Raw genomic sequence first — 23,646 nt, forward strand, 5'->3', positions numbered from 1 at the left:
GTGATGAACTTCCTGCTGTTGATCGGCGTGTTGTCGCGTGACGGCTGCATTTCCAAGGTCTACCTTTCCATCTACATCGTGTCGTACATGCAGGACCCGATCTCGCGGACCGCCGGTGTCGGTGACTTCCAGGTCTTCGGTGCGCAGTACGCGATGCGCATCTGGCTCGACCCGGCCAAGTTGAACAACTTCAACCTGACCCCGGTTGACGTGAAAAACGCCATTGCCGCGCAGAACGTTCAGGTTTCCTCCGGTCAGCTCGGTGGCTTGCCTGCCGTGCAGGGCCAGCAGCTGAACGCGACGATCATTGGCAAGACTCGTCTGCAGACCGCCGAGCAGTTCAAGGAAATCCTGCTCAAGGTCAACAAGGACGGTTCGCAGGTTCGCCTCAAAGACGTGGCTGAAGTCGGCCTCGGCGGTGAGAACTACGCGGTCAGCGCCCAGTTCAACGGCAGCCCGGCTTCCGGTCTGGCGGTGAAACTGGCCAACGGTGCCAACGCCCTCGATACGGCCAAAGCGCTGCGCACCACCATCGACAGCCTAAAGCCGTTCTTCCCGCAAGGCATGGAAGTGGTGTTCCCGTACGACACTACCCCGGTAGTGACCGAGTCGATCAAAGGCGTGGTGCACACCCTGGTCGAAGCGATCGCGCTGGTGTTCCTGGTGATGTTCCTGTTCCTGCAGAACTTCCGCGCCACTGTCATCACCACGATGACCGTGCCGGTGGTATTGCTCGGTACGTTCGGCATCCTCGCCGCCGCCGGTTTCAGCATCAACACCCTGACGATGTTCGGCATGGTGCTGGCCATCGGTCTGTTGGTGGACGATGCCATCGTCGTGGTGGAAAACGTCGAGCGTGTGATGAGCGAAGAAGGCTTGTCACCTAAGGAAGCGACGAAGAAATCCATGGGCCAGATTCAGGGCGCACTGGTCGGTATCGCCCTCGTGCTCTCGGCGGTACTGCTGCCGATGGCGTTCTTCAGTGGCTCCACCGGTGTGATCTACAAGCAGTTCTCGATCACCATCGTTTCGGCCATGGCCCTGTCGGTACTGGTTGCCCTGATCTTCACCCCGGCGCTGTGCGCGACCATGCTCAAGCCGATTCCGAAAGGCGAGCACGGTACGCCGAAGAAGGGTTTCTTCGGCTGGTTCAACCGTAACTTCGACCGTGGCGTGCAGAGCTACGAGCGTGGCGTCGGCAACATGCTGACCCGCAAGGCGCCGTATCTGCTGGCGTACCTGCTGATCGTCGTAGGCATGATCTGGCTGTTCACCCGCATCCCGACCGCGTTCCTGCCCGAAGAAGACCAGGGCGTACTGTTCGCTCAGGTGCAGACCCCGGCCGGTTCCAGTGCCGAGCGCACGCAGGTGGTCGTGGATGAAATGCGTGAGTACCTGTTGCGTCCGAACAAGGACGGCGGTGAAGCGGACGCGGTGGCTTCGGTCTTCACCGTGACCGGCTTCAACTTCGCCGGCCGTGGTCAGAGCTCGGGTATGGCGTTCATCATGCTCAAGCCATGGGGCGAACGTAACGCCGATAACAGCGTGTTCAATCTCGCTGCGCGTGCCCAGCAGCATTTCTTCAGCTTCCGCGACGCGATGGTGTTTGCCTTCGCCCCGCCAGCGGTTCTGGAATTGGGTAACGCGACCGGTTTCGACGTGTTCCTGCAGGACCGCGCCGGCATCGGCCACGAAAAACTGATGGAGGCGCGCAACCAGTTCCTCGGCATGGCGGCACAAAGCAAGGTGCTGACCCAGGTGCGTCCGAACGGCCTGAACGATGAGCCGCAGTTCCAGCTGGAAATCGATGACGAGAAGGCCAGTGCCCTCGGCATCACCATCAGCGACATCAACAATACCCTGTCGATCGCGCTGGGCAGTAGCTACGTCAACGACTTCATCGACCGTGGTCGGGTGAAGAAAGTGTACGTGCAGGGCCAGCCGGACTCACGCATGAGCCCGGAAGACCTGAAGAAGTGGTATGTGCGCAACGCCGAAGGCACCATGGTTCCGTTCTCGGCATTTGCCAAGGGCGAGTGGGTCTACGGTTCGCCGAAACTGGCGCGCTACAACGGTGTGGAAGCGGTCGAAATCCTCGGAGCTCCGGCGCCTGGCTACTCCACCGGTGAAGCGATGGCTGAAGTCGAAGCGATTGCCAAGAAGCTGCCGTCCGGTGTCGGTATTTCCTGGACCGGTCTGTCCTATGAGGAACGTCTGTCCGGCTCGCAAGCGCCAGCGCTATACGCCCTGTCGCTGCTGATGGTGTTCCTGTGTCTGGCGGCGCTGTATGAAAGCTGGTCGATTCCGATCGCGGTCATGCTCGTGGTGCCGCTGGGGATCATCGGTGCACTGATGGCGACCAGCCTGCGCGGTCTGTCCAACGACGTGTACTTCCAGGTGGGCTTGTTGACGACCATCGGTCTGGCGGCTAAAAACGCCATTCTGATCGTTGAATTCGCCAAGGAACTGCACGAACAGGGACGCAGCCTGCGTGACGCGGCAATCGAAGCCTGCCGCATGCGTCTGCGCCCGATCATCATGACCTCGCTGGCCTTCGTCCTCGGTGTAGTACCGCTGGCGATCTCCACTGGCGCCGGTTCGGGCAGTCAACATGCGATCGGTACCGGCGTGATTGGCGGTATGCTCACGGCCACGATCCTGGCGATCTTCTGGGTCCCACTGTTCTTCGTTACTGTGTCGTCCATCGGCAAGCGCAAAAATGCCGACGCGGATGAGACTACTGAAACTCCTAAAGAGGCTGGCCAATGAGCAAGTCGCTACTCTCCCTCGCAGTCGCCGCCTTCGTGCTGAGCGGTTGCTCGCTGATACCTGATTATCAGCAGCCTGAGGCTCCGGTCGCAGGCCAGTACCCGCAGGGGCCGGCGTACTCGCCGGCCCAGGCTCCGGCGCAAGCCGCTGCCGAACAGGGCTGGAAGCAGTTTTTCCATGACCCTGCCCTGCAACAGCTGATCCAGGTCGCCCTGGAAAACAACCGCGACCTGCGTGTCGCGGCGCTGAACATCGACGCTTACGCGGCGCAGTACCGCATCCAGCGCGCCGACCTGTTCCCGGCGGTGTCGGCCAATGCCGCCGGCAGCCGTCAGCGTCTGCCGGCCCGTGCCTCGCAGACCGGCGAGTCGATGATCAGCAGTTCGTATTCCGCCACCGTCGGCGTCAGCGCCTACGAACTCGACCTGTTCGGCCGGGTTCGCAGCCTGAGCGAGCAAGCGTTGCAACAATACTTCGCCACCGAAGAAGCACGCCGCAGCACGCAGATCAGTCTGGTAGCCAACGTTGCCAATGCTTATCTGACCTGGCAAGCGGACAAGGAACTGCTCAAGCTGACTCAGGACACCCTCGGTGCCTTTGAAGAAAGCTACAAGCTGACCAGCCGCAGCAACGAAGTCGGTGTGGCTTCGGCGCTGGATCTGGCGCAGTCGCGCACCTCGGTTGAAAACGCCCGGGCACAACTGGCGCGTTACACCCGCCAGGTCGCGCAGGACGAAAACAGCCTGACCCTGCTGCTCGGCACCGGTATTCCGGCCAACCTGCAATCGGCCAGGCCGCTGTCCGATGACCTGCTCAGCGACGTGCCGGCCGGTCTGCCTTCGGATCTGCTGCAACGTCGTCCGGACATTCTGCAGGCCGAGTACAACCTGAAGGCGGCCAACGCCAACATCGGCGCGGCGCGTGCAGCATTCTTCCCTAGCATCAGCCTGACCGCCAACGCGGGCAGCCTGAGCCCGGACCTGTCCGGTTTGTTCAAGGGTGGTTCGGGGACGTGGCTGTTCCAGCCGCAGATCAACCTGCCAATCTTCAACGCCGGCAGTCTGCGCGCCAGCCTCGACTACGCCAAGATCCAGAAAGACATTGGCGTGGCGAACTACGAGAAGTCCATTCAAACGGCCTTCCAGGAAGTCGCCGACGGCCTCGCCGCTCGCCAGACCTACACCGAGCAGTTGCAAGCGCAGCGTGACTTCGTGCAGGCCAACCAGGATTACTACCGCCTGGCCGAACGTCGCTACCGCATCGGCGTCGACAGCAACCTGACCTTCCTCGATGCCCAGCGTCAGCTGTTCAGTGCGCAACAAGCGCTGATCACCGACCGCCTCGCGCAGCTGACCAGTGCGGTGAACCTGTACAAGGCCTTGGGCGGCGGCTGGAATGCGCAGACCGCGCAGAACGAACCGCTGAAAGAAGAAGCGCCGAAGATGAAGCTGTTCTGATCATCGGCTGAATACATCAAGCCCACCCTATCGGTGGGCTTTTTGTTTTTGAAGATCAAAAGATCGCAGCCTTCGGCAGCTCCTACATTTGGAATGCAATCCCCCTGCCGGAGCTGCCGAAGGCTCGGGCCGCGATCGGACGATCTTTTGCTGTTCGATAACCGCCCAAAACCCGCTTTCAGCAATTGAACCCGAACCTCCAGGCCCTTCACCATTCGAACCAGAAAACCAATAACAACAAGGTTCGACACCATGCTCCAGCGCACTGCCCCGCCCGGCTGACCGCCACCGTTCCATCTCAGACCTTCATTACGTTGCCTGCGCCGTACCCGCCGCGACAGCGCAGCCGTTCGCCCCAAAAAAACAAGAGAGACCCAAGTCCATGACAGTTTTCCCTGTGCCCTACACATTGCCCGCTGTGATCGCCCTGGCCATCGCCGGTGTGGCCCTGCCGGCAAGCGCCGAAGAAGGCGGCTTCGTTGAAGGCGCCAAGGTCAACCTCAACCTGCGCAACTTCTACATCAACCGCAACTTCACCAACCCGACCAAAGCCCAGGGCAAGGCTGAAGAGTGGACGCAGAGTTTCATTCTGGATGCGAAATCCGGCTTCACCCAAGGCACCGTCGGCTTCGGCATGGACGTGCTCGGGTTGTATTCGGTCAAGCTCGATGGCGGGAAAGGCACGGGCGGCACGCAGTTGTTGCCGCTGGACCATGACGGTCGCCCGGCGGACAACTTTGGCCGCACCAACGTTGCGTTCAAAGCGAAGTTTTCCCAGACCGAAGTCAAGGTCGGTGAATGGATGCCGGTGCTGCCAATTCTGCGTTCAGACGACGGCCGATCCCTGCCGCAAACCTTCCGTGGCGGCCAGATCACCTCAAAGGAAATCGCCGGCCTGACCCTGTATGGCGGCCAGTTCCGCGCCAACAGCCCGCGCGACGACAGCAGCATGAGCGACATGTCGATGACCGGCAAAGCCGCGTTCACCTCTGATCGTTTCAACTTCCAGGGCGGCGAATACCTGTTCAACGACAAGCGCACACAGATCGGCTTATGGAACGCGCAGCTCAAGGACATCTACAGCCAGCAGTACCTCAACGTGCTGCACAGCCAGCCGCTCGGCGCCTGGACGCTCGGCGCCAACCTCGGCTTTTTCTACGGCAAGGAAGATGGCAGCGCCCGCGCCGGCGACCTCGACAACAAAACCTGGTACGGCCTGTTTTCGGCCAAATACGGCGGCAACACGTTCTATGTCGGCCTGCAGAAACTCACCGGCGACAGCGCCTGGATGCGGGTCAACGGCACCAGCGGCGGGACGCTGGCCAACGACAGCTATAACGCCAGTTATGACAATGCTCAGGAACGCTCCTGGCAGCTGCGTCACGACTACAACTTCGCCGCTATGGGCATCCCTGGCCTGACCCTGATGAACCGCTACATCAGCGGCGACAATGTGCACACCGGGGCAATCACCAACGGCAAGGAATGGGGTCGTGAATCGGAACTGGGTTACACGGTGCAGAGCGGCACGCTGAAGGATTTGAACGTCAGATGGCGCAACTCGACCATGCGCCGGGATTTCAGCAATAACGAGTTTGATGAGAACCGGTTGATCGTCAGCTACCCGATCAGCCTGCTGTAAACACCGAATCCCCTGTAGGAGCTGCCGAAGGCTGCGATCTTTTGATCTTGTTTTTAACAATCAAGATCAAAAGATCGCAGCCTTCGGCAGCTCCTACACGGGTATGCATTCTAATGTGGGAGCTGGCTTGCCAGCGATGACGTCAGCTCAGGCAACATCACTCGCGGGATTCAACCCCGAGTTCATCCCAAACCGATTCAGCTAGATGAAAGGTCGCATTCGCCGCCGGAATTCCGCAGTAGATCGCGCTCTGCATGATCACTTCCTTGATCTCGCCACGGCTCACGCCATTGTTGGCCGCCGCGCGCAGGTGCAGTTTCAGCTCGCCCTCGCGGTTCATGCCGATCAGCATGGCGATGGTGATCAGGCTGCGGGTGTGCCGGGGTAAGCCCGGGCGGGTCCAGATGTCGCCCCAGGCGTGGCGGGTGATCATCTCCTGAAATTCCGAATTGAACTCGGTCAGCGTGGTCAGGCTGCGATCGACGTGGGCATCGCCCAACACCGCGCGGCGGACCTGCATGCCTTCGTCGTAACGTTGTTTCTCGTCCACGTAAATCCCCTTATCAAGCGTTCAGAAACGCCAGAACACGATCACTGAAATCAGCACCAGCCTGCACGTTGGACAGGTGCGCCGCATAGAACTCGGCGTACTCCGCGCCGCGCACATGGTCGCTGATGAAATGCCCGCCGGACGGCGGCGTCACCGCATCTTCGCTGCCGGCGATCACCAGCAACGGCACGTTGATCGAAGCCAGCTGCTCGCGGAAATCGGCATCGCGCACGGCCGCGCAGTTGGCCGCATAGCCTTGTGGATGGGTCGCGGCGAGCATGTCGGTAATCTTCTTCGCCGCCTCGGGATGCGCCGCCGAAAAGTCAGGCGTGAACCAGCGCGCAATCGACGCATCGCGAAGTGCGACCATCGCCGCCGCGCCATCGTGCAGTACGGTTTCGATACGTGGATTCCATACCGACGGGTCGCCGATTTTTGCTGCGGTGTTGCAGACGATCAGCTTGTGCAAACGATGCCCGGCATTGATCCCCAGCCACTGACCGATCAGCCCGCCCATCGACAGTCCGCAGAAATGCGCACGCTCGATATGCAGCGCATCGAGCAGACCGAGCACGTCGCGACCGAGTTGTTCGATGCTGTACGGCCCTTCGGTGACCAGCGATTGCCCATGGCCGCGCGTGTCGAAACGCAGCACGCGGAAATGCTCGGTGAACGCCGGCATTTGCGCGTCCCACATGTGCAGGTCGGTGCCCAGCGAGTTGGACAGCACCAGCACCGGCGCATGAGCCGGGCCGTCAATTTCATAGTGCAGTTCGCCATCGGCGAGTTGAACGAAAGCCACAGCCCTCTCCTTCAGACAGTCAAAGCGTTGTGTTCAGCCACCGCGCGCTCGACCCAGACTCGCGCCTGGCCAAGGTAATGCGCGGGGTTCAGAAGATCATCGAGTTCAGCGCCACTGAGTTCGGCGGTGACTTGCGGCTCGTCAGCGAGCACCGCACGCAAATGGCGTTGCTCGGCCACGGCGCGTTTGCAGCATTGTTCGAGCAAGTGATGCGCGGTGTCGCGGCCGACGCGTTGGGCGAGGACGATGCTCACCGCTTCGGCCAGCACCAGGCCTTGGGTCAATTCGAGGTTACGGGACATACGCGCTGCATCGACTTCCAGACCATCGGCCAGCAAGCGCGCCTGTTGCAGCGAACCGGACACCAGGCAGCAGATTTCCGGCAGGGTTTCCCATTCGGCGTGCCACAAACCGAGACTGCGTTCGTGCTCCTGGGGCATGGCGCTGAACAGCGTCGACACCAGACCCGGCACCCGCGTCGCCGCGCCGATCAACACCGCCGCGCCAACCGGGTTGCGTTTGTGCGGCATGGTCGAGGAACCGCCCTTGCCCGGTGCGGCGGGCTCGAACACTTCCGCCGCTTCGGTCTGCATCAACAAGCTGATATCGCGGCCGAATTTGCCGAGGCTGCCGGCGATCAATCCCAGCACCGCGCCGAACTCGACGATGCGATCACGCTGGGTGTGCCATGGTTGCTCGGGCAGGCTCAGTTGCAGTTCTTCGGCCAGCGCCTCAGCGGTCGGCAATGCCTGGTCACCCAGCGCCGCGAGCGTGCCGGAGGCGCCACCGAATTGCAGCACCAGCAGACGCGGTTTCAGCTCCTGTAGACGCTGACGGCTGCGCGTGACGGCGCCGAGCCATCCAGCGATTTTCATACCGAGGGTCACAGGCGTGGCATGTTGCAGCCAGGTGCGCCCGGCCAGTGGCGTGGTGGCGAAACGTTGTGCCTGAGCGGCGAGCGAGTCGGCCAGTTGCGCCAGTTGGCTTTCGATCAGCGCCAGCGCCTGGCGCAATTGCAGGACCAGCCCGGAATCCATCACGTCCTGACTGGTCGCGCCCAGATGCACATAGCGCTCGGCTTCGGCATCGCTTGAGGCGATCAGCTTGCCCAACGCCTTGACCAGCGGAATCGCCGAATTGCCGGCCGTGGCAATCGCCTCGCCCAGCGCCGCAAAGTCATACAGGCTCGCCTCGCACGCTGCGGCAATGGGTGCCACGGCCGATGAAGGAATCAGCCCGACCCGCGCCTCGGCCCGGGCCAGCGCCGCTTCGAAATCGAGCATCGACTGCACCCGGCCCTGATCGCAGAACACCTCGCGCATATCGCGGGCCGTGAAGTAGGCATCGAACAATTGATTGCCCGGTCGCTGAGTCATAAACAGTCCTTGCCGGCGCGGGCCTTGCAGCCCGCGCACATGGGTTTACAGATCGTGGTGCAGATACTTCGCCTGCTTGGGCAAACGCAGGCTGAACAGGAAAGCCACCGCCATCATCGCCGTGACGTACCAGTAGAAGGCGTTTTCCATGCCGCCGGCCTTCAGGCTCAGGGCAACGAATTCCGCCGAGCCACCGAAGATCGCGTTGGCCACCGCGTAGGCCAGACCGACACCGAGAGCGCGCACTTCCGGCGGGAACATCTCGGCTTTCACCAGACCGCTGATCGAGGTGTAAAAACTCACGATCGCCAGCGCCAGGGTGATCAGCACGAAGGCGAGGAACGGGCTGCTGATGCTTTTCAGGCTGAGCAGAATCGGCACGGTGAACAACGTACCGAGGGCACCGAACCAGAGCATCGAGTTACGTCGGCCGATCTTGTCGGCGAGCATGCCGAACAACGGCTGCATGCACATATACAGGAACAGCGCGCCGGTCATGATGTAGCTGGCGGTCTTGGCGTGCATGCCCGCGGTGTTCACCAGGTATTTCTGCATGTAGGTGGTGAAGGTGTAGAAAATCAGCGAGCCGCCGGCGGTGTAGCCGAGCACGGTGATGAACGCCGCTTTGTGATCGCGCAACAGTGCAGTGATGCTACCGGCGTCTTTGTGCGCGCGGGTTTCCTTATTGGTGGTTTCCTTCAGCGAACGACGCAGGAACAGCGAAATCAGCGCCGCCACCGCACCGACCACGAACGGGATCCGCCAGCCGTAGGCACGCAAGTCTTCTTCAGTGAGGAACTGTTGCAGCACCACCACCAGCGACACCGCCAGCAATTGCCCGCCAATCAGCGTCACGTACTGGAACGAGGCGAAGAAACCGCGCTGGCCCTTGAGCGCGACTTCGCTCATGTAGGTCGCTGTTGTGCCGTATTCGCCGCCCACCGACAGACCTTGCAGCAAACGCGCGAACAGCAACAGCACTGGCGCCCAGACGCCGATGTCCTTGTAGGTCGGCAAGCAGGCGATCAGCAACGAGCCGAAGCACATCATCAGAATCGAGATGAGCATCGAGTTCTTGCGCCCGTGCTTGTCGGCAACCCGGCCAAAAATCCAGCCACCAATCGGCCGCATCAGGAACCCGGCGGCAAATACGCCAGCGGTGTTGACCAGTTGCACGGTGGGGTTGTCGGACGGGAAGAACGCCGGGGCGAAATAGATCGCGCAGAAGGCGTAGACGTAGAAGTCGAACCATTCGACGAGGTTGCCGGACGAAGCGCCGACGATGGCGAAGATGCGCTTGCTGCGCTCTTCACCGGTGTAATGGGAGGTGGGCGTTGTCATTGTTTTTTCACTCGATAGGGACAGTCACAGTCTAGACACACTTTGCAACAGTCCCGTTCCACAAGGCGAAACATCAAAAGATCGCAGCCTTCGGCAGCTCCTACATGGGGATGGAGTACACCCTGTAGGAGCTGCCGGAGGCTGCGATCTTCTGATCTTAATAATCGAAGAACACCGTCTCGGCCTCGGTGCCCTGCAGAATCACGTTCCACTGGTACACCCCCGACGCATCCGCTTTGGCCAGCAACGTCTGGCGACGCTCCGCCGGCACACACTCCAGCAACGGATCATCGACGTTCGCCGGTTCACCTTCGAAATAAATCCGCGTCAGCAAGTGCTTGACCAACCCTCGGGCAAACACCAGCACCACCAGATGCGGCGCCTGGGTCGTGCCTTTCAGGCCGGGCACGGTGCCGGGTTTGATCGTGGTAAAACGGAAGCGCCCTTCGCCGTCCACCGGCACTCGGCCAAAACCTTCAAAATTCGGATCGAGCGGTTTGTCCTGATGATCTTCCGGGTGGTCGTATTTGCCGGCGGCGTTGGCCTGCCAGACTTCGAGCATGGCGTCGTTGACGACATCGCCATTGCCGTCCAGCACTTGCCCGGTGATCGCTACGCGCTCGCCGAGGGTCTGTTCGACGGCGAGGTTTTCGCGGTTCAGCCAGGTCAGGCCAATGTGGTAATACGGCCCGACGGTGTGGGACGTGGTCGCATTGAGCGTCATCTTATTTCTCCATCGGCGTGGCTTCACGCCCGCGCAGCACGATGTCCCAACGGTAAGCGAGGGCGTAGGACGGAATGGTTTTTTCCAGATCGAAAGCAGCGATCAGGCGTTCCTTGGCCGAGGTGTCCGGCACGCAGTTGTAGATCGGGTCGTACGCCAGCAGCGGGTCGCCGGGGAAGTACATCTGCGTGACCAGACGCGTAAGAATGCTCGGCCCGAACAGCGAAAAGTGGATGTGCGCCGGACGCCACGCATTGTGGTGATTGCCCCACGGATAGGCGCCAGGCTTGATGGTCTGGAACTGGTACCAGCCATCGGCATCGGTGACGGTGCGGCCGGTGCCGGTGAAGTTCGGGTCCAGCGGTGCGTCGTGCAGGTCGCGGGCATGGTTGTAGCGGCCGGCGGCGTTGGCCTGCCAGATCTCCACCAGAATCCCCGGTACCGGCAGACCGTCCTCGTCGAGCACGCGGCCGTGAATGATGATGCGCTCGCCCAACGGCTCGCCTTCATGCTGGGCGGTCAGATCGTGGTCATTTTCCACCAGGCGCTCGGCGCCAATGGTCGGCCCGGTGATTTCCGACAGCGAGTGCGGCAGGTGCACCAACGGCTTGGATGGCGAGCGCAGGTTGGTGGATTGGTAGGTCGGGTGCAGGTAGTCAGGCTGAGTGCCTGCCTGTGGGCGACGGTAACCAGGCTTGTCAGTCATTTCGCTTTCCTCAGTTCTTATAGATGCCGCAACGCGTCAGACGCGTTCGATGGCCAGGGCCAGACCTTGGCCCACACCGACGCACATGGTCGCCAGACCCTTCTTGCCACCGGTCTTTTCCAGATGATGCAGCGCGGTCAACACCAGCCGCGCACCGCTCATGCCCAACGGGTGACCGAGAGCAATTGCGCCGCCGTTCGGGTTGACCTGCGCCGAGTCATCCGCCAGGCCCAGTCCACGCAACACCGCCAGACCCTGGCTGGCAAACGCTTCGTTGAGTTCGATCACGTCGAAATCGCTGACCGCCACGCCGAGGCGCTCGGTGAGTTTGCGCACCGCCGGCACCGGGCCGATGCCCATCACCCGTGGCGCGACGCCAGCGCTGGCCATGCCGAGCACTTTTGCGCGGGCGGTCAGGCCGTGTTTTTTCACCGCTTCGGCAGACGCCAGAATCAGTGCAGCAGCCCCATCGTTGACCCCGGAGGCATTGCCGGCGGTGACGGTTTTGTCCGCGCCATTGACCGGTTTCAGTTTGGCCAGCGCTTCAATCGTGGTGTCGGCGCGCGGATGTTCGTCCTGGCTGACCACGGTTTCGCCCTTTTTGTGGGCGATGCGCACTTCAACGATTTCTTCAGTAAAGTAACCGGCAGCCTGCGCGGCGGCGGTACGTTGCTGACTGCGCAGAGCGAATGCATCCTGATCTTCGCGCGAGACTTTATGGTCGTCGGCGACGTTGTCAGCGGTTTGCGGCATCGCGTCGACGCCATATTGCGCTTTCATCAACGGGTTGATGAAACGCCAGCCGATGGTCGTGTCTTCCAGTTTCATGTTGCGCGAAAACGCCGCGTCGGCCTTGCCCATCACGAACGGCGCGCGAGACATCGACTCGACACCGCCGGCAATCGCCAGCTCCATCTCGCCGCTGGCAATCGCCCGGAATGCAGTGCCGATCGCGTCCATGCCCGAAGCACAGAGACGATTGAGGGTCACACCCGGCACGCTGTCCGGCAGACCGGCGAGCAACAGTGCCATGCGCGCGACGTTGCGGTTGTCTTCGCCGGCCTGGTTGGCGCAGCCGAGGAACACTTCGTCGACCGCATTCCAGTCGACTGAGGGGTTGCGCTCCATCAGGGCCTTGATCGGCACGGCGGCCAGATCGTCGGCGCGCACGGCGGACAAGCCACCGCCGAAACGGCCGATGGGGGTGCGAATCGCGTCGCAGATATACACGTCACGCATCATGCTTCTCCCGGTGCCTGACCGTGGGCGGCGGCGGTGCGCGCTTCCAGATCACGCAGCGCCGTCAGCTCGACGTCGGTCGGCTCAGCGGTGGTTTCAACGGCGTCGGCAAAACGGATCGCCCAACCGGTGGCGGCGACCACTTGCTCGCGACTCACGCCTGGATGCAGCGCAGTGACCACGAATTCATGCGTGCCCTCCTCCGGTTCCATGATGCACAGGTCGGTGATGATCCCCACCGGCCCGGCGCCCGGCAGGCCCAGACGCTTGCGCGAATCGCCGCCCTCGCCGTGGCCGACCGAGGTGATGAAATCGAGCTTGTCGACAAACGAACGCGCCGACTGTTTAAGGATGATCAACACGCTTTTCGCCGAACCGGCGATCTCCGGCGCGCCACCGGCACCCGGCAGACGCACTTTCGGCGCGTGGTAGTCGCCGACCACGGTGGTGTTGATGTTGCCGAAACGGTCAACCTGCGCGGCGCCGAGAAAGCCTACATCGATGCGCCCGCCCTGTAGCCAGTAGCGAAAAATCTCACCGGTCGGGACCACGGTGTCGGCGGTCTCGGCCAGCTCGCCGTCACCGATCGACAGAGGCAGTACGCTCGGTTTGGCGCCGATCGGGCCCGATTCGTAGATCAGCACCACGTCCGGCGATGAAGTCAGGCGCGCAAGGTTGGCAGCTTTCGACGGCAGGCCGATGCCGACGAAGCACACCGAGCCGTTCTTCAGACGACGGGCCGCCGCGACGGTCATCATTTCATTGGTGGTGTAAGTCATTACTTGGCCTCCGAAGCAGCGGCCAATTTGGCCTGGAATTCGCTGAAATCAGCGCAGCCATGGATGTATTCATTGATCCACGCGGTAAACGTCTCACGGTCGCGAGCGATCGGGTCCCACGCCTGATAGAAACGATTGTCCCGCTCGGTGTAACCGTGGGCGTAGGACGGATGCGCGCCGCCCGGCACATGGCAGACCGCGCTCAAGGCCCAGGTCGGCAGCACGCAAGCGTTCATCGGTGCCTTGAGGTCGTCGACGATTTCTTCAACGGTGACGATGCAACGCTTGGCCGCCAGCGCGGCTTCTTTCTGCACACCGAGAATGCCCCAGAGCAACACGTTGCCTTTGCGGTCGGCTTTCTGCGCGTGAATCACGGTGACGTCCGGGCGCACCGATGGCACTGCCGCCAGCACTTCGCCGGTGAACGGGCACGTCACGGTTTTGATCAGCGGATTGACCTTCGGCAGGTCGGAGCCGGCGTAGGCACGCAGCACCGCGAACGGCAGGCCGGACGCGCCAGCGACGTAAGCGTTGGCAAGGTCGGCGTGGCTGTGCTCTTCGATTTCCAGCGCGTGCGGCCACTGTTTTTCGACCGCGTCACGCAGACGGTGCAGCGAGCCCACACCCGGGTTACCGCCCCAAGAGAAAATCAGTTTGCGCGCGCAACCGGCGCCGATCAGTTGGTCGTAGATCAGGTCAGGCGTCATCCGCACCAGCGTCAGATCTTTCTTGCCCTGACGAATGATTTCATGACCCGCTGCCGTAGGGATCAAGTGAGTGAAGCCTTCGAGGGCGACGGTATCGCCGTCGTTGACGAATTGCTTCACCGCGTCGTGCAGCGAAAGGATCTCAGCCATGGAGCGGGCTCCTGTTGTTTTGTAAGAAATCGCCAGTGATAAAAAGGCGCGAGGTTCAGCGCCGGAGTCACTGAAGGGTAAGCTTGGGAAAATCGCCAAACAATCCGATAATCGACTGAGTGTTCGTTTATCGAACGAATTGTTGCTTCCCTAATGATCATTCCCACGCGGAGCGTGGGAATGATCGTGGGTCTGCCTCAGGTCGCATCCGCATGACTGACCATGCCCTTGATCAACACTGCCGCGGTCGCCAGAGCGGCAGGGATCACCAGTGCGGTCAGCACCTGCTCGAAATTCCAGCCGAGGCCCAGCAAGGTCGCGCCCATCCACGCGCCAAGAATCGCGCCGAAGCGGCCGATGCCGAGCATCCACGACACCCCGGTCGCGCGGCCCTGAGTCGGGTAGAAGCGGGCCGCCAGCGACGGCATCGCCGATTGCGCACCGTTCACGCACATGCCTGCCACCAGCACCAGTGTCGCCAGCAGGGTGATATTGCCCAGGCTCTGCCCTACCGCGTAGGCAAACACCCCGGCCAGCAGGTAGAAGATGCCGATGACCTTGTGCGGATTGAAGCGGTCCATCGCCCAGCCCACCGCGACTGCGCTCAGCACCCCGCCAAACTGGAACAGCGCTCCGATGAATGCGGCCTGTTCCATGCTCGCGCCACTGTCACGCATCAGCGTCGGCAGCCAACTGGTCAGCAGATACACGATCACCAGACCCATGAAGTAGGTCAGCCACAACAACAGCGTGCCGGTGCTGTAGGTGCCGGAGAAGATCACCGCAAAGACATTGCGTGCCTTGACGGTTTTCTGTTCCGGCACGCTGAAGCTCGCAGCCTGGGCAACGGTAACCGGGTCGATGGGTGCGAGAGTTTTACGCACTTTGTCGGTGCCACGGTTGCGCACCACCAGATAGCGCGCCGATTCCGGCAGCCAGAACAGCAGCACCACCGCGAGAATCAACGGCAGGATGCCGCCGATCATCAGCAGCGCATGCCAGCCGAACGCCGGGATCAGTTTTGCCGAGATGAAACCGCCGCCGGCCATGCCGAGGTTGAAGCCGCAGAACATGCTGGTCACCAGCAGCGATTTCTTGCGCTCGGGGGTGTATTCCGAGAGCAGCGTCGTGGCGTTGGGCATGCCTGCGCCGAGACCCAGGCCTGTGAGGAAGCGCAACACCAGCAGTTGTTCGACGTTGGTGCTGTACGCCGAGGCCAGGCTGAAACCGCCGAACAGAATTACCGCACCGACGAGTACGACTTTTCGCCCAAAGCGGTCAGCCAAAGGGCCGGAGCCGAGTGCACCGAAGACCATGCCGATCAGCGCAGCACTCATCACCGGGCCGAGGCTGGCGCGGTCGATGCCCCAGTCTTGCGACAGCGCCGGGGCAATGAAGCCCATGGCGGCGGTGTCGAGGCCGTCGAGAAATACGATCAGGAAACACAGGATCACCACCCGCCACTGATAGCGCGAGATCGGTTGGGCGTTGATGAAGGTCTGCACGTCGAGGCAGTTACCCACAGCGGACTGAGGCTGGTTCATTATTTTTATTCCACGCAAAAACGCAGTCGAACGGCGGCCGGCCAAAGCAAGGCACGGTCACAACAATAGAAGGTTGTAATCAGGCGTTGCGCAGAACCTGGCAACAACGGGTGAAATCAGGACAGCTGAGGATCGGGCGCATGGTGAGTTGCCTCTTGTCATTATTATCGAGGTCGACAGTCCGGCGGGCTCATTCACATCAGCCCCGGATGACGCTGCCGCGACATTAATGATCCGGGGGTTTTAGCGTCAATTCGATAAACGCAACACTGTGCGTTTATCGAACAGGTTCATCAGGCGAACAACTGCGCACTGAGGTCACGACTGGCGCTGAGCAGGCCCGGCAGAAAGCGCTGCTCCAGCTCGGCGCGACTGACCCGCCCGGCGTGGGTGCTGACATTCAGCGCCGCGACCACTTGCCCGGAGGCGTCGTACACCGGCACGGCGATCGAGCGCAGGCCCTGTTCCAGTTCCTGATCGACAATGCACCAGCCCTGCTGCCGCACCTGCTGCAGACATTCGAGCAACGCGTCGGGGGTATGAATGGTGCGGCTGGTCTTGGCCACCAGTTCGGCGTGGTCGAGGTATTCGCCCAGGGATGTGTCGTCCAGCGCCGCCAACAGAATGCGCCCCATCGACGTGCAATACGCCGGTAGCCGCCCGCCGACCGAAAGGTCAACCGAGATTAATCGCTGGGTGGTCGCGGAACGAGCGATATAAAGAATGTCATCGCCCTCCAGCGTCGCCATGTTGCAGGCTTCGTGCAGTTGCTCGCTCATGCGGTCGAGATAGGGCTGGGCGGAAACCGCCAGCGGTGTCGAGGACAGATAGGCATGGCCGAGGGTCAGCACTTTGGGCAGCAACGAATAGGTGCGTCCGTCGGTGGTGGCGTAGCCGAGCTTGATCAGCGTATGCAGGCAACGGCGCACGGCGGCGCGGGGGATTTCCGTGCGGTGGCTGATCTGCGCGATGGTGAGGTGGCGTTTGCGTTCCTGAAACGCCTGCACCACCGCCAGACCACGGGCCAGCGAGGTCATGAAATCCGGATCACCCGTCAGCGCCTGAATGCGCTTGGCCGGCGAGGCGACGATGGGCGGCGCCACCGATGTGAAGGAGTTGCGCATTTGATCGTTCATTTCTTGTCCTTGTCCGGCACGCATCGATGCCTAGTCAAACGGCTCGCCGCGCGATGCACAAGCACCGGGGCGCCAACATTGGGCGATTATCGAACCGGCGACCGATAATCGCAATCGAGCACAGTACCCTCCTCCTCTCGAGTTGGCTCGACTTCAGCGATTGCGCTCGCAACTTAGTTGTTCCAGTTAATGGCGCCAAAAACAGAACGCCTGTTCTATAACGCTGTCGTTACACTTAACTACCGGGAAAAGTTGCCAGCCACAAAACCATCACACATTCAGAACCCTTTTTAACTTGGCAAAGATAGTCATTCCCGAATCGACCGCTATAATGCACCCTGTTCGCGGCGCTTTAATCAAAGGCCCGCGATCTGCTGACACGAGGCCCTTCGTCTCAGCTCCGGCCAGCGTCCGGCGCCCATTACACATGCAACGCCAGCGCTCGCTGAAACAGGAAACTGATGCTGCGTCAGTTTTTATCCGGTGCCGTAGCCGCCTGTAACACGGAAGTCTTGATCGCCTCTGCAATGTCTCCGCGCCCTATCGGGCTGTGGATGACTGGCGGGCTCGCTCAATTGACTCGTTGCAGTGTGTTTCACCGGATATTCAATTCAACTCATACAGGTAGCACCGTGACGAAAGACGAACTGCGCGCGGAACTAGAGCGCCAGGAACAACGTTACAAGGAAGTTTACGGCGGGGAAGTCACCACCTACGCCGCTCAGCCGGAACCGGAACGCAAGGCATGGCGCAAGCGCCCTACCGTTCAGGATCAGGTGTTCAAGCAGGAAATCGAAAAGATCGAAAAGGAACTCAAAGCCGAAGAGCCATGAGCCACGGCTGCTGAATATTTCGAAGTCGGCGCCCGCCCGAGTGACTGCGCGGTGGAAGACGACACCTCGCGCGCTCGCTACCCGCGGGCAGCGGCTGCATTGCTGTTCTGCGGCTTATGAACGAGCGTCCCACAGGTTTCAGAGATATTTCAGACAAACGTTTGAGGCTTCTCAGCGCCGGCAAAACCGTCTTGAAAATCTGATTTACCTAATAAAATCAAATAGTTGTAAACCCCCTCGTAGCGCCAGGTTTTCACGCCCTGCAACAAAATAAATCCAACAAGGGTGTGACCAGTGAGCAGACGGGGCATCGATTTCCTGTCTTTTCTGGCATAATCGCGCCCCCTTACGACCGGGTCAGAAAACCTTCATGATCGATTTATTCAGCGGACTGGATGCTTGGGTGCTTGTGAGCCTCTTGCTCGCCCTGACGTTTGTCCTCGCCTTCGAGTTCATCAATGGATTTCATGACACCGCTAACGCGGTAGCCACTGTTATCTACACCAAAGCCATGCCGCCGCACTTGGCGGTGTTCTTTTCCGGTGTGTTCAATTTCCTCGGCGTGCTGCTGGGCGGCGTGGGTGTGGCGTATGCCATTGTCCATCTGCTGCCGGTTGAGCTGCTGATCAATGTGAACACCGGCCATGGCCTGGCGATGGTGTTCTCGTTGCTCGCCGCGGCAATCGCCTGGAACCTGGGCACTTGGTACTTCGGTATCCCGGCTTCCAGCTCGCACACCCTGATCGGCTCGATCCTCGGTGTCGGCCTGGCCAACGCACTGATCAACGACATCCCGTTGAGAGATGGCGTGAACTGGCAGAAAGCGATCGATATCGGCGCCTCGCTGGTGTTCTCGCCGATGGCCGGTTTCCTCATCGCCGCGCTGGTGCTGATCGGCCTGAAATGGTGGCGCCCGCTGTCGAAGATGCACAAGACGCCGGAACAGCGCCGCAAGATCGACGATAAAAAGCATCCTCCGTTCTGGAACCGCCTGGTTCTGGTGATCTCGGCCATGGCCGTGAGCTTCGTGCACGGCTCCAACGATGGCCAGAAAGGCATCGGCCTGATCATGCTGGTGCTGATCGGTATCGTGCCGGCGCAGTTCGTACTCGATCTGAACAGCACCACCTACCAGATCGAACGCACCCGCGACGCCACCTTGCACCTGAGCCAGTTCTACCAGCGCAACGCCGATTCGCTGGGTGAGTTCCTGGCGCTGGGCAAAAGCGTGGAAGGCGACCTGCCGGAGAAATTCCGCTGCAACCCGCAGCAGACCGAACCGACCATCAGCGCCCTGCTGCACACGCTTAAAGGTGTGGCGGACTATCATTCGCTGTCGTCGGACAGCCGCATCGAAGTGCGTCGCTACCTGCTCTGCCTGGACGACACAGCGAAGAAGGTCGGCAAGCTGCCTGGTCTGGAAGCCCGTGAAAAGGCCGACCTGGACAAGCTGCGCAAAGACCTGACCACCACCACTGAATACGCCCCGTTCTGGGTGATTCTGGCGGTCGCCCTGGCACTGGGCCTGGGCACCATGGTTGGCTGGAAACGCGTGGTGCTGACCATTGGCGAGAAGATCGGCAAGCAGGGCATGACCTATTCGCAGGGCATGTCGGCGCAGATCACCACCGCGAGTCTGATCGGCATGGCCAACATTTTCAGCCTGCCGGTGTCGACCACTCACGTGTTGTCTTCGGGTGTGGCCGGAACCATGGTTGCCAACAAAAGCGGCCTGCAGGGTGGCACGGTCAAGACCATCTTGCTGGCCTGGGTACTGACCTTGCCAGCGACCGTGGCGCTGTCGGCCGGGTTGTTCTGGTTGGCTTCGAAGGCTTTGGGTAGTTGATCGTTAGCTGTTGATTGGAAAAGGCGTGATTCGTGAGGATCACGCCTTTTTTGTTATTGGGGAACGGGAGCATATCCATTGCTACCGTAACGGCTGCTTATGCTTTCGCTCTAACAGCGTTTCACTCTTCCAGACGTCGACCGATCCCGTAACGAAGCCTGCCGAAGGGGCAAAAATATCAAAAGCCAACGCAAAAGCCAGATCAAAAGATCGCAGCCTTCGGCAGCTCCTACAGTTGGATTGGGTACAACCTCAAGAAACAGGTCGGCTGTCAGGCCGCATTCGCGAGCAGCCTCGCTCCCACGGAAAAGCCAGATCAAAAGATCGCAGCCTTCGGCAGCTCCTACACAATGAGCGCCAGCTCGAGTGCTCTTGATCTTGATCTTGCCTGACTAGCGACATCGGAAGGCTGAGTGGAGGGATCGATCCGGGCGTGGGAGCGCAGCGACCGTCTGGCGCAGCCAGACACAGCGCAAGGAGGTGCAGCGAAGCAAACCGTAGCCGCTGCGCCTGGATCGATCCCGCAGCGAACGGACCCGAGCCTGCGAGGGCCGTACGTAGGAGCAAAGCCTTTTGGTTCCTTTTTGGCGTCTGAAAAAGGGACTCGCCGTAAGGGCGAAACCGCCATCAGCAACACCCAAAAAACGGATATACACCCAAAACAACCACAGCCTGGTCGGCCCAAAGGCCGCCACGGCCAAAAAAAAAGGGGCAACCGAAGTCGCCCCAAAATGCCTTGCGTGCCCATCAAATCCAGAAGAACTCACTTGCGCCGCTTATGCGCATCCTTCCAGATAAAAAATCCAAACCCTGCAAAAAACAGCACCATGAGCCCCACCGTGAGAACCCCGGCAAACACCACGTTATCGAAAAACATGACTGGCCTCCTGGCCCTGCTTTGCTGCGATGGATTCAAATTAACAAACACACAGGCGCACCTATTGACCGGGATCAATATTCGCAAAGAAGGGAATCAAAGGAGGGGAAATAACTGACCTGCATCAACGGATGCAGGGGGAGATCAACGCTTTTTCGGCTTGTTCTTCGACTTTTTCCTGGTTTTTCCCAACGGCATGGCTTGCTCGAAGGCGTTGCGCACTTCGTTCAAGCGTTTCTCGTTGAGGTCATGCACGCGCTTGGCGCGTTCGGTGCTGAGGTCGATCAGTTTGTCGTCTTGGCTCATGGCGTCCGGCACATCGCAAAAGAGATCACAGCTGCCGTCACCGGCAAGATTGCGCCAATCATGCCGCGTGGCGCAGGCGCTGACCAGTCACCACTCAAATCTCGATGTCAACCCACAACCCCTGACGCGGCTGATCGTCTATCAGCGGCACTACCGGCACGGTGTTGTCGGCATTGAGCTCAGTGCCTGGCACGGCCAGATGCTCTTCGGGATCTTCATCCGCCTCGCGACGCCGACGATCACGTTCCTGCTGGCGACGTTGTTCTTCGCGCGCCAGCAGCCGATCCTCTTCGGGATCGCGCTTTTGCAGATCGATCGTGCTTTCGTTGGAGCTCTCCTGCACCGGCACCACCGGCGGGATGTCCGGCCGCTGGCGGATCGGATCCTGCTGGGAAGTGATCGGCACAGCGCTCAAGGGGAGCATCGGTGGCAACATATAAAGGTCTCCTGTCTGCAGGCTATCGGCTGGGGTGCAGGCGCCTTGAGCCGCCTGTCGCAATTGTGTGATGCACCTCGCACCCGTAGGAGCTGCCGCAGGCTGCGATCTTTCATGGGACAACGCAAAACCCAAGTGTTCCCACAGATCAAAAGATCGCAGCCTTCGGCAGCTCCTACCCCAGTATTTCTTTGGCCTGAAGCCCGCATTCCGTTAAGATAGCCCGCTTTTTCAAGGTGGGAGTCAGGCAGCATGGCGCAGCAGTATCAACCGGGGCAACGCTGGATCAGTGACAGCGAAGCAGAGCTTGGTTTAGGCACCGTTCTGGCACAGGACGGCCGCTTGTTGACCGTGCTTTACCCGGCCACTGGCGAAACCCGCCAGTACGCGCTACGGAATGCGCCCCTGACCCGCGTGCGATTCTCGCCCGGCGACTCCATCACCCATTTTGAAGGCTGGAAGATGACCGTGCAGCAGGTCGACGACGTCGACGGGCTGATGGTCTATCACGGCCTCAACGGGCAGAACGAGGTCGTCACGCTGCCGGAAACCCAGCTGTCGAACTTCATTCAGTTCCGCCTGGCCAGCGACCGCCTGTTCGCCGGCCAGATCGATCCGCTGCCGTGGTTCTCCCTGCGCTACAACACCCTGGAACACACCAGCCGCCAGTTGCAGTCCTCGCTCTGGGGCCTGGGCGGTGTTCGTGCACAACCGATCGCGCACCAGTTGCACATCGCCCGTGAAGTCGCCGACCGTATCGCCCCCCGCGTACTGCTGGCAGACGAAGTGGGTCTGGGTAAAACCATCGAGGCCGGTCTGGTCATCCATCGCCAACTGTTGTCCGGCCGCGCCAACCGCGTGCTGATTCTGGTCCCGGAAAACCTCCAGCATCAGTGGCTGGTGGAGATGCGCCGCCGTTTCAACCTGCAGGTCGCGCTGTTCGACGAAGAACGCTTCATCGAAAGCGATGCCACCAACCCGTTCGAAGACACGCAACTGGCGCTGGTCGCGCTGGAATGGCTGGTGGACGACGAAAAGGCACAGGACGCACTGTTCGCCGCCGGTTGGGATCTGCTGGTGGTCGACGAAGCCCACCACCTGGTCTGGCACGAAGAAAAAGCCAGCCCGGAATATTCGCTGGTCGAGCAACTGGCTGAGGTCATCCCCGGCGTGCTGCTACTCACCGCCACGCCGGAACAACTCGGTCAGGACAGCCACTTCGCCCGTCTGCGCCTGCTCGACCCGAACCGTTTCCACGACCTGGCCGCTTTCCGCGCCGAGAGCGACAACTATCGCCCGGTGGCCGAAGCCGTGCAGGAACTGCTCGACAAGGGCCGTCTCTCGGCCGAGGCACACAAGACCATTCACGGTTTCCTCGGCAACGAAGGCGAAGCCCTGCTGACGGCAGTCAACGATGGCGATACCGAAGCCAGCGCCCGCCTCGTCCGTGAGCTGCTTGATCGCCACGGCACCGGCCGCGTGTTGTTCCGTAATACCCGCGCCGCCGTGCAGGGTTTCCCGGAGCGCAAGCTGCACCCGTATGCGCTGCCATGCCCGGACGAATACCTCGAACTGCCGCTGGGGGAACACGCCGAGCTGTACCCGGAAGTCAGCTTCCAGGCGCAGCCGGAGGCCAGCGAAGAAGAGCGCTGGTGGAAATTCGACCCGCGTGTCGAGTGGCTGATCGATCAGCTGAAAATGCTCAAGCGCACCAAAGTGCTGGTGATCTGCGCCCACGCCGAAACCGCGATGGACCTGGAGGACGCCCTGCGCGTGCGCTCCGGCATCCCGGCCACGGTGTTCCACGAAGGCATGAACATCCTCGAGCGTGACCGCGCCGCCGCCTACTTCGCCGATGAAGAGTTTGGCGCGCAGGTGCTGATCTGCTCGGAAATCGGCAGTGAAGGTCGCAACTTCCAGTTCGCTCACCATCTGGTGCTGTTCGATCTGCCGTCGCACCCGGACCTACTCGAGCAGCGCATCGGTCGTCTCGACCGGATCGGCCAGAAGCACATCATCGAATTGCACGTGCCGTACCTGGAAACCAGCCCGCAAGAGCGCCTGTTCCAGTGGTACCACGAAGCGCTGAACGCATTCCTCAACACCTGCCCGACCGGCAACGCTTTGCAGCATCAGTTCGGCCCGCGCCTGCTGCCGCTGCTCGAGGAAGCCGACGACGGCGAGTGGCAAGCGCTGATCGACGAAGCACGCGCCGAGCGTGAACGTCTGGAAGCCGAGTTGCACACCGGTCGCGACCGTCTGCTGGAATTGAATTCCGGCGGCGCTGGCGAAGGTGAAGCGCTGGTCGAGGCGATTCTCGAGCAGGACGACCAATTCGCCCTGCCGATCTACATGGAAACCCTGTTCGACGCGTTCGGCATCGACAGCGAAGACCATTCGGAAAACGCCCTGATCCTCAAGCCGAG

The 23,646-nt window shown here is 61.0% G+C and carries 21 protein-coding genes; 6 read left to right on the forward strand and 15 right to left on the reverse strand.

What is annotated here, in order from left to right:
* The 3 genes from ACIGDJ_RS18130 to ACIGDJ_RS18140 form a co-directional block, all read left to right on the forward strand.
* Window positions 1–2,769: efflux RND transporter permease subunit (locus ACIGDJ_RS18130; protein WP_397504583.1), on the forward strand; the 2,769-nt coding region annotated here is incomplete at its 5' end.
* Window positions 2,766–4,226 (forward strand): efflux RND transporter outer membrane subunit EmhC, encoded by a 1,461-nt coding sequence (gene emhC, locus ACIGDJ_RS18135; protein WP_312995981.1) that lies wholly within the window; start codon window positions 2,766–2,768, stop codon window positions 4,224–4,226. The genes ACIGDJ_RS18130 and emhC, both read left to right, overlap by 4 nt.
* A 382-nt stretch (window positions 4,227–4,608) precedes the next feature.
* Window positions 4,609–5,868, forward strand: coding sequence for an OprD family porin (locus tag ACIGDJ_RS18140; protein ID WP_397478435.1), 1,260 nt, complete (start codon window positions 4,609–4,611; stop codon window positions 5,866–5,868).
* 157 nt (window positions 5,869–6,025) lie between these two features.
* Here the strand turns inward: ACIGDJ_RS18140 and pcaC are convergent, their stop codons facing one another.
* The 11 genes from pcaC to pcaR all read right to left on the reverse strand — a co-directional run bounded on the left by pcaC (window position 6,026) and on the right by pcaR (window position 16,922).
* Window positions 6,026–6,418, reverse strand: coding sequence for a 4-carboxymuconolactone decarboxylase (gene pcaC, locus ACIGDJ_RS18145; protein ID WP_007917093.1), 393 nt, complete (start codon window positions 6,416–6,418; stop codon window positions 6,026–6,028).
* A gap of 13 nt (window positions 6,419–6,431) precedes the next feature.
* A complete protein-coding gene (gene pcaD / locus ACIGDJ_RS18150) occupies window positions 6,432–7,220 on the reverse strand; it encodes a 3-oxoadipate enol-lactonase (RefSeq protein WP_397478436.1) in 789 nt (262 codons plus the stop codon).
* An 11-nt stretch (window positions 7,221–7,231) separates the two neighbouring features.
* A complete protein-coding gene (locus ACIGDJ_RS18155) occupies window positions 7,232–8,596 on the reverse strand; it encodes a 3-carboxy-cis,cis-muconate cycloisomerase (RefSeq protein ID WP_397478437.1) in 1,365 nt (454 codons plus the stop codon).
* 45 nt (window positions 8,597–8,641) lie between these two features.
* Window positions 8,642–9,937 (reverse strand): MFS family transporter, encoded by a 1,296-nt coding sequence (locus tag ACIGDJ_RS18160; protein ID WP_312995963.1) that lies wholly within the window; start codon window positions 9,935–9,937, stop codon window positions 8,642–8,644.
* Window positions 9,938–10,094: 157 nt separating this feature from the next.
* On the reverse strand, window positions 10,095–10,661 hold the full coding sequence (gene pcaG, locus ACIGDJ_RS18165; protein ID WP_397478438.1) for a protocatechuate 3,4-dioxygenase subunit alpha: 567 nt from the start codon (window positions 10,659–10,661) through the stop codon (window positions 10,095–10,097).
* A gap of 1 nt (window position 10,662) precedes the next feature.
* Complete coding sequence (gene pcaH / locus ACIGDJ_RS18170; protein ID WP_101158415.1) at window positions 10,663–11,367, reverse strand: protocatechuate 3,4-dioxygenase subunit beta; 705 nt, start codon at window positions 11,365–11,367, stop codon at window positions 10,663–10,665.
* 36 nt (window positions 11,368–11,403) lie between these two features.
* Window positions 11,404–12,609 carry a 3-oxoadipyl-CoA thiolase gene (pcaF, locus tag ACIGDJ_RS18175; protein ID WP_397478439.1) on the reverse strand — a complete coding sequence of 402 codons (1,206 nt, stop codon included), beginning with the start codon at window positions 12,607–12,609 and terminating at the stop codon, window positions 11,404–11,406.
* Window positions 12,606–13,385: a CoA-transferase subunit beta gene (locus ACIGDJ_RS18180; protein WP_397478440.1), complete on the reverse strand. Its 780-nt coding sequence runs from the start codon at window positions 13,383–13,385 to the stop codon at window positions 12,606–12,608. Before ACIGDJ_RS18180 ends, pcaF begins: the two co-directional genes overlap by 4 nt.
* Window positions 13,385–14,242, reverse strand: a complete 858-nt coding sequence (locus ACIGDJ_RS18185; RefSeq protein WP_101158412.1) for a CoA transferase subunit A — start codon at window positions 14,240–14,242, stop codon at window positions 13,385–13,387. Before ACIGDJ_RS18185 ends, ACIGDJ_RS18180 begins: the two co-directional genes overlap by 1 nt.
* A gap of 197 nt (window positions 14,243–14,439) precedes the next feature.
* On the reverse strand, window positions 14,440–15,786 hold the full coding sequence (locus ACIGDJ_RS18190; RefSeq protein ID WP_101158411.1) for an MFS transporter: 1,347 nt from the start codon (window positions 15,784–15,786) through the stop codon (window positions 14,440–14,442).
* A gap of 293 nt (window positions 15,787–16,079) precedes the next feature.
* Window positions 16,080–16,922 (reverse strand): pca regulon transcriptional regulator PcaR, encoded by an 843-nt coding sequence (gene pcaR, locus ACIGDJ_RS18195; protein WP_016771343.1) that lies wholly within the window; start codon window positions 16,920–16,922, stop codon window positions 16,080–16,082.
* Window positions 16,923–17,554: 632 nt separating this feature from the next.
* On the opposite strand from pcaR, the gene ACIGDJ_RS18200 reads away from it, so the two are divergent.
* Complete coding sequence (locus ACIGDJ_RS18200) at window positions 17,555–17,755, forward strand: hypothetical protein (protein ID WP_008080067.1); 201 nt, start codon at window positions 17,555–17,557, stop codon at window positions 17,753–17,755.
* Between the two features lie 149 nt (window positions 17,756–17,904).
* Here the strand turns inward: ACIGDJ_RS18200 and ACIGDJ_RS18205 are convergent, their stop codons facing one another.
* Entirely contained in the window at window positions 17,905–18,066 is a 162-nt protein-coding gene (locus tag ACIGDJ_RS18205; protein ID WP_312995940.1) for a hypothetical protein, read from the reverse strand.
* 59 nt (window positions 18,067–18,125) lie between these two features.
* On the opposite strand from ACIGDJ_RS18205, the gene ACIGDJ_RS18210 reads away from it, so the two are divergent.
* Window positions 18,126–19,601: an inorganic phosphate transporter gene (locus tag ACIGDJ_RS18210; protein ID WP_101158410.1), complete on the forward strand. Its 1,476-nt coding sequence runs from the start codon at window positions 18,126–18,128 to the stop codon at window positions 19,599–19,601.
* A 763-nt stretch (window positions 19,602–20,364) separates the two neighbouring features.
* Here the strand turns inward: ACIGDJ_RS18210 and ccoM are convergent.
* From ccoM to ACIGDJ_RS18225, 3 genes are all read right to left on the reverse strand, one after another.
* Window positions 20,365–20,478: a cytochrome c oxidase subunit CcoM gene (ccoM, locus tag ACIGDJ_RS18215; RefSeq protein ID WP_016771346.1), complete on the reverse strand. Its 114-nt coding sequence runs from the start codon at window positions 20,476–20,478 to the stop codon at window positions 20,365–20,367.
* A 144-nt stretch (window positions 20,479–20,622) separates the two neighbouring features.
* Window positions 20,623–20,784 (reverse strand): hypothetical protein, encoded by a 162-nt coding sequence (locus ACIGDJ_RS18220; protein WP_178081175.1) that lies wholly within the window; start codon window positions 20,782–20,784, stop codon window positions 20,623–20,625.
* A 94-nt stretch (window positions 20,785–20,878) separates the two neighbouring features.
* Entirely contained in the window at window positions 20,879–21,220 is a 342-nt protein-coding gene (locus tag ACIGDJ_RS18225; RefSeq protein WP_024011931.1) for a hypothetical protein, read from the reverse strand.
* Window positions 21,221–21,472: 252 nt separating this feature from the next.
* On the opposite strand from ACIGDJ_RS18225, the gene rapA reads away from it, so the two are divergent.
* On the forward strand, window positions 21,473–23,646 hold a 2,174-nt coding region (gene rapA / locus ACIGDJ_RS18230), incomplete at its 3' end, for an RNA polymerase-associated protein RapA (protein ID WP_397504584.1).

This window comes from Pseudomonas sp. NPDC079367 (genome assembly GCF_044542195.1).
In the GTDB taxonomy this organism is placed as follows: Bacteria; Pseudomonadota; Gammaproteobacteria; order Pseudomonadales; family Pseudomonadaceae; genus Aquipseudomonas.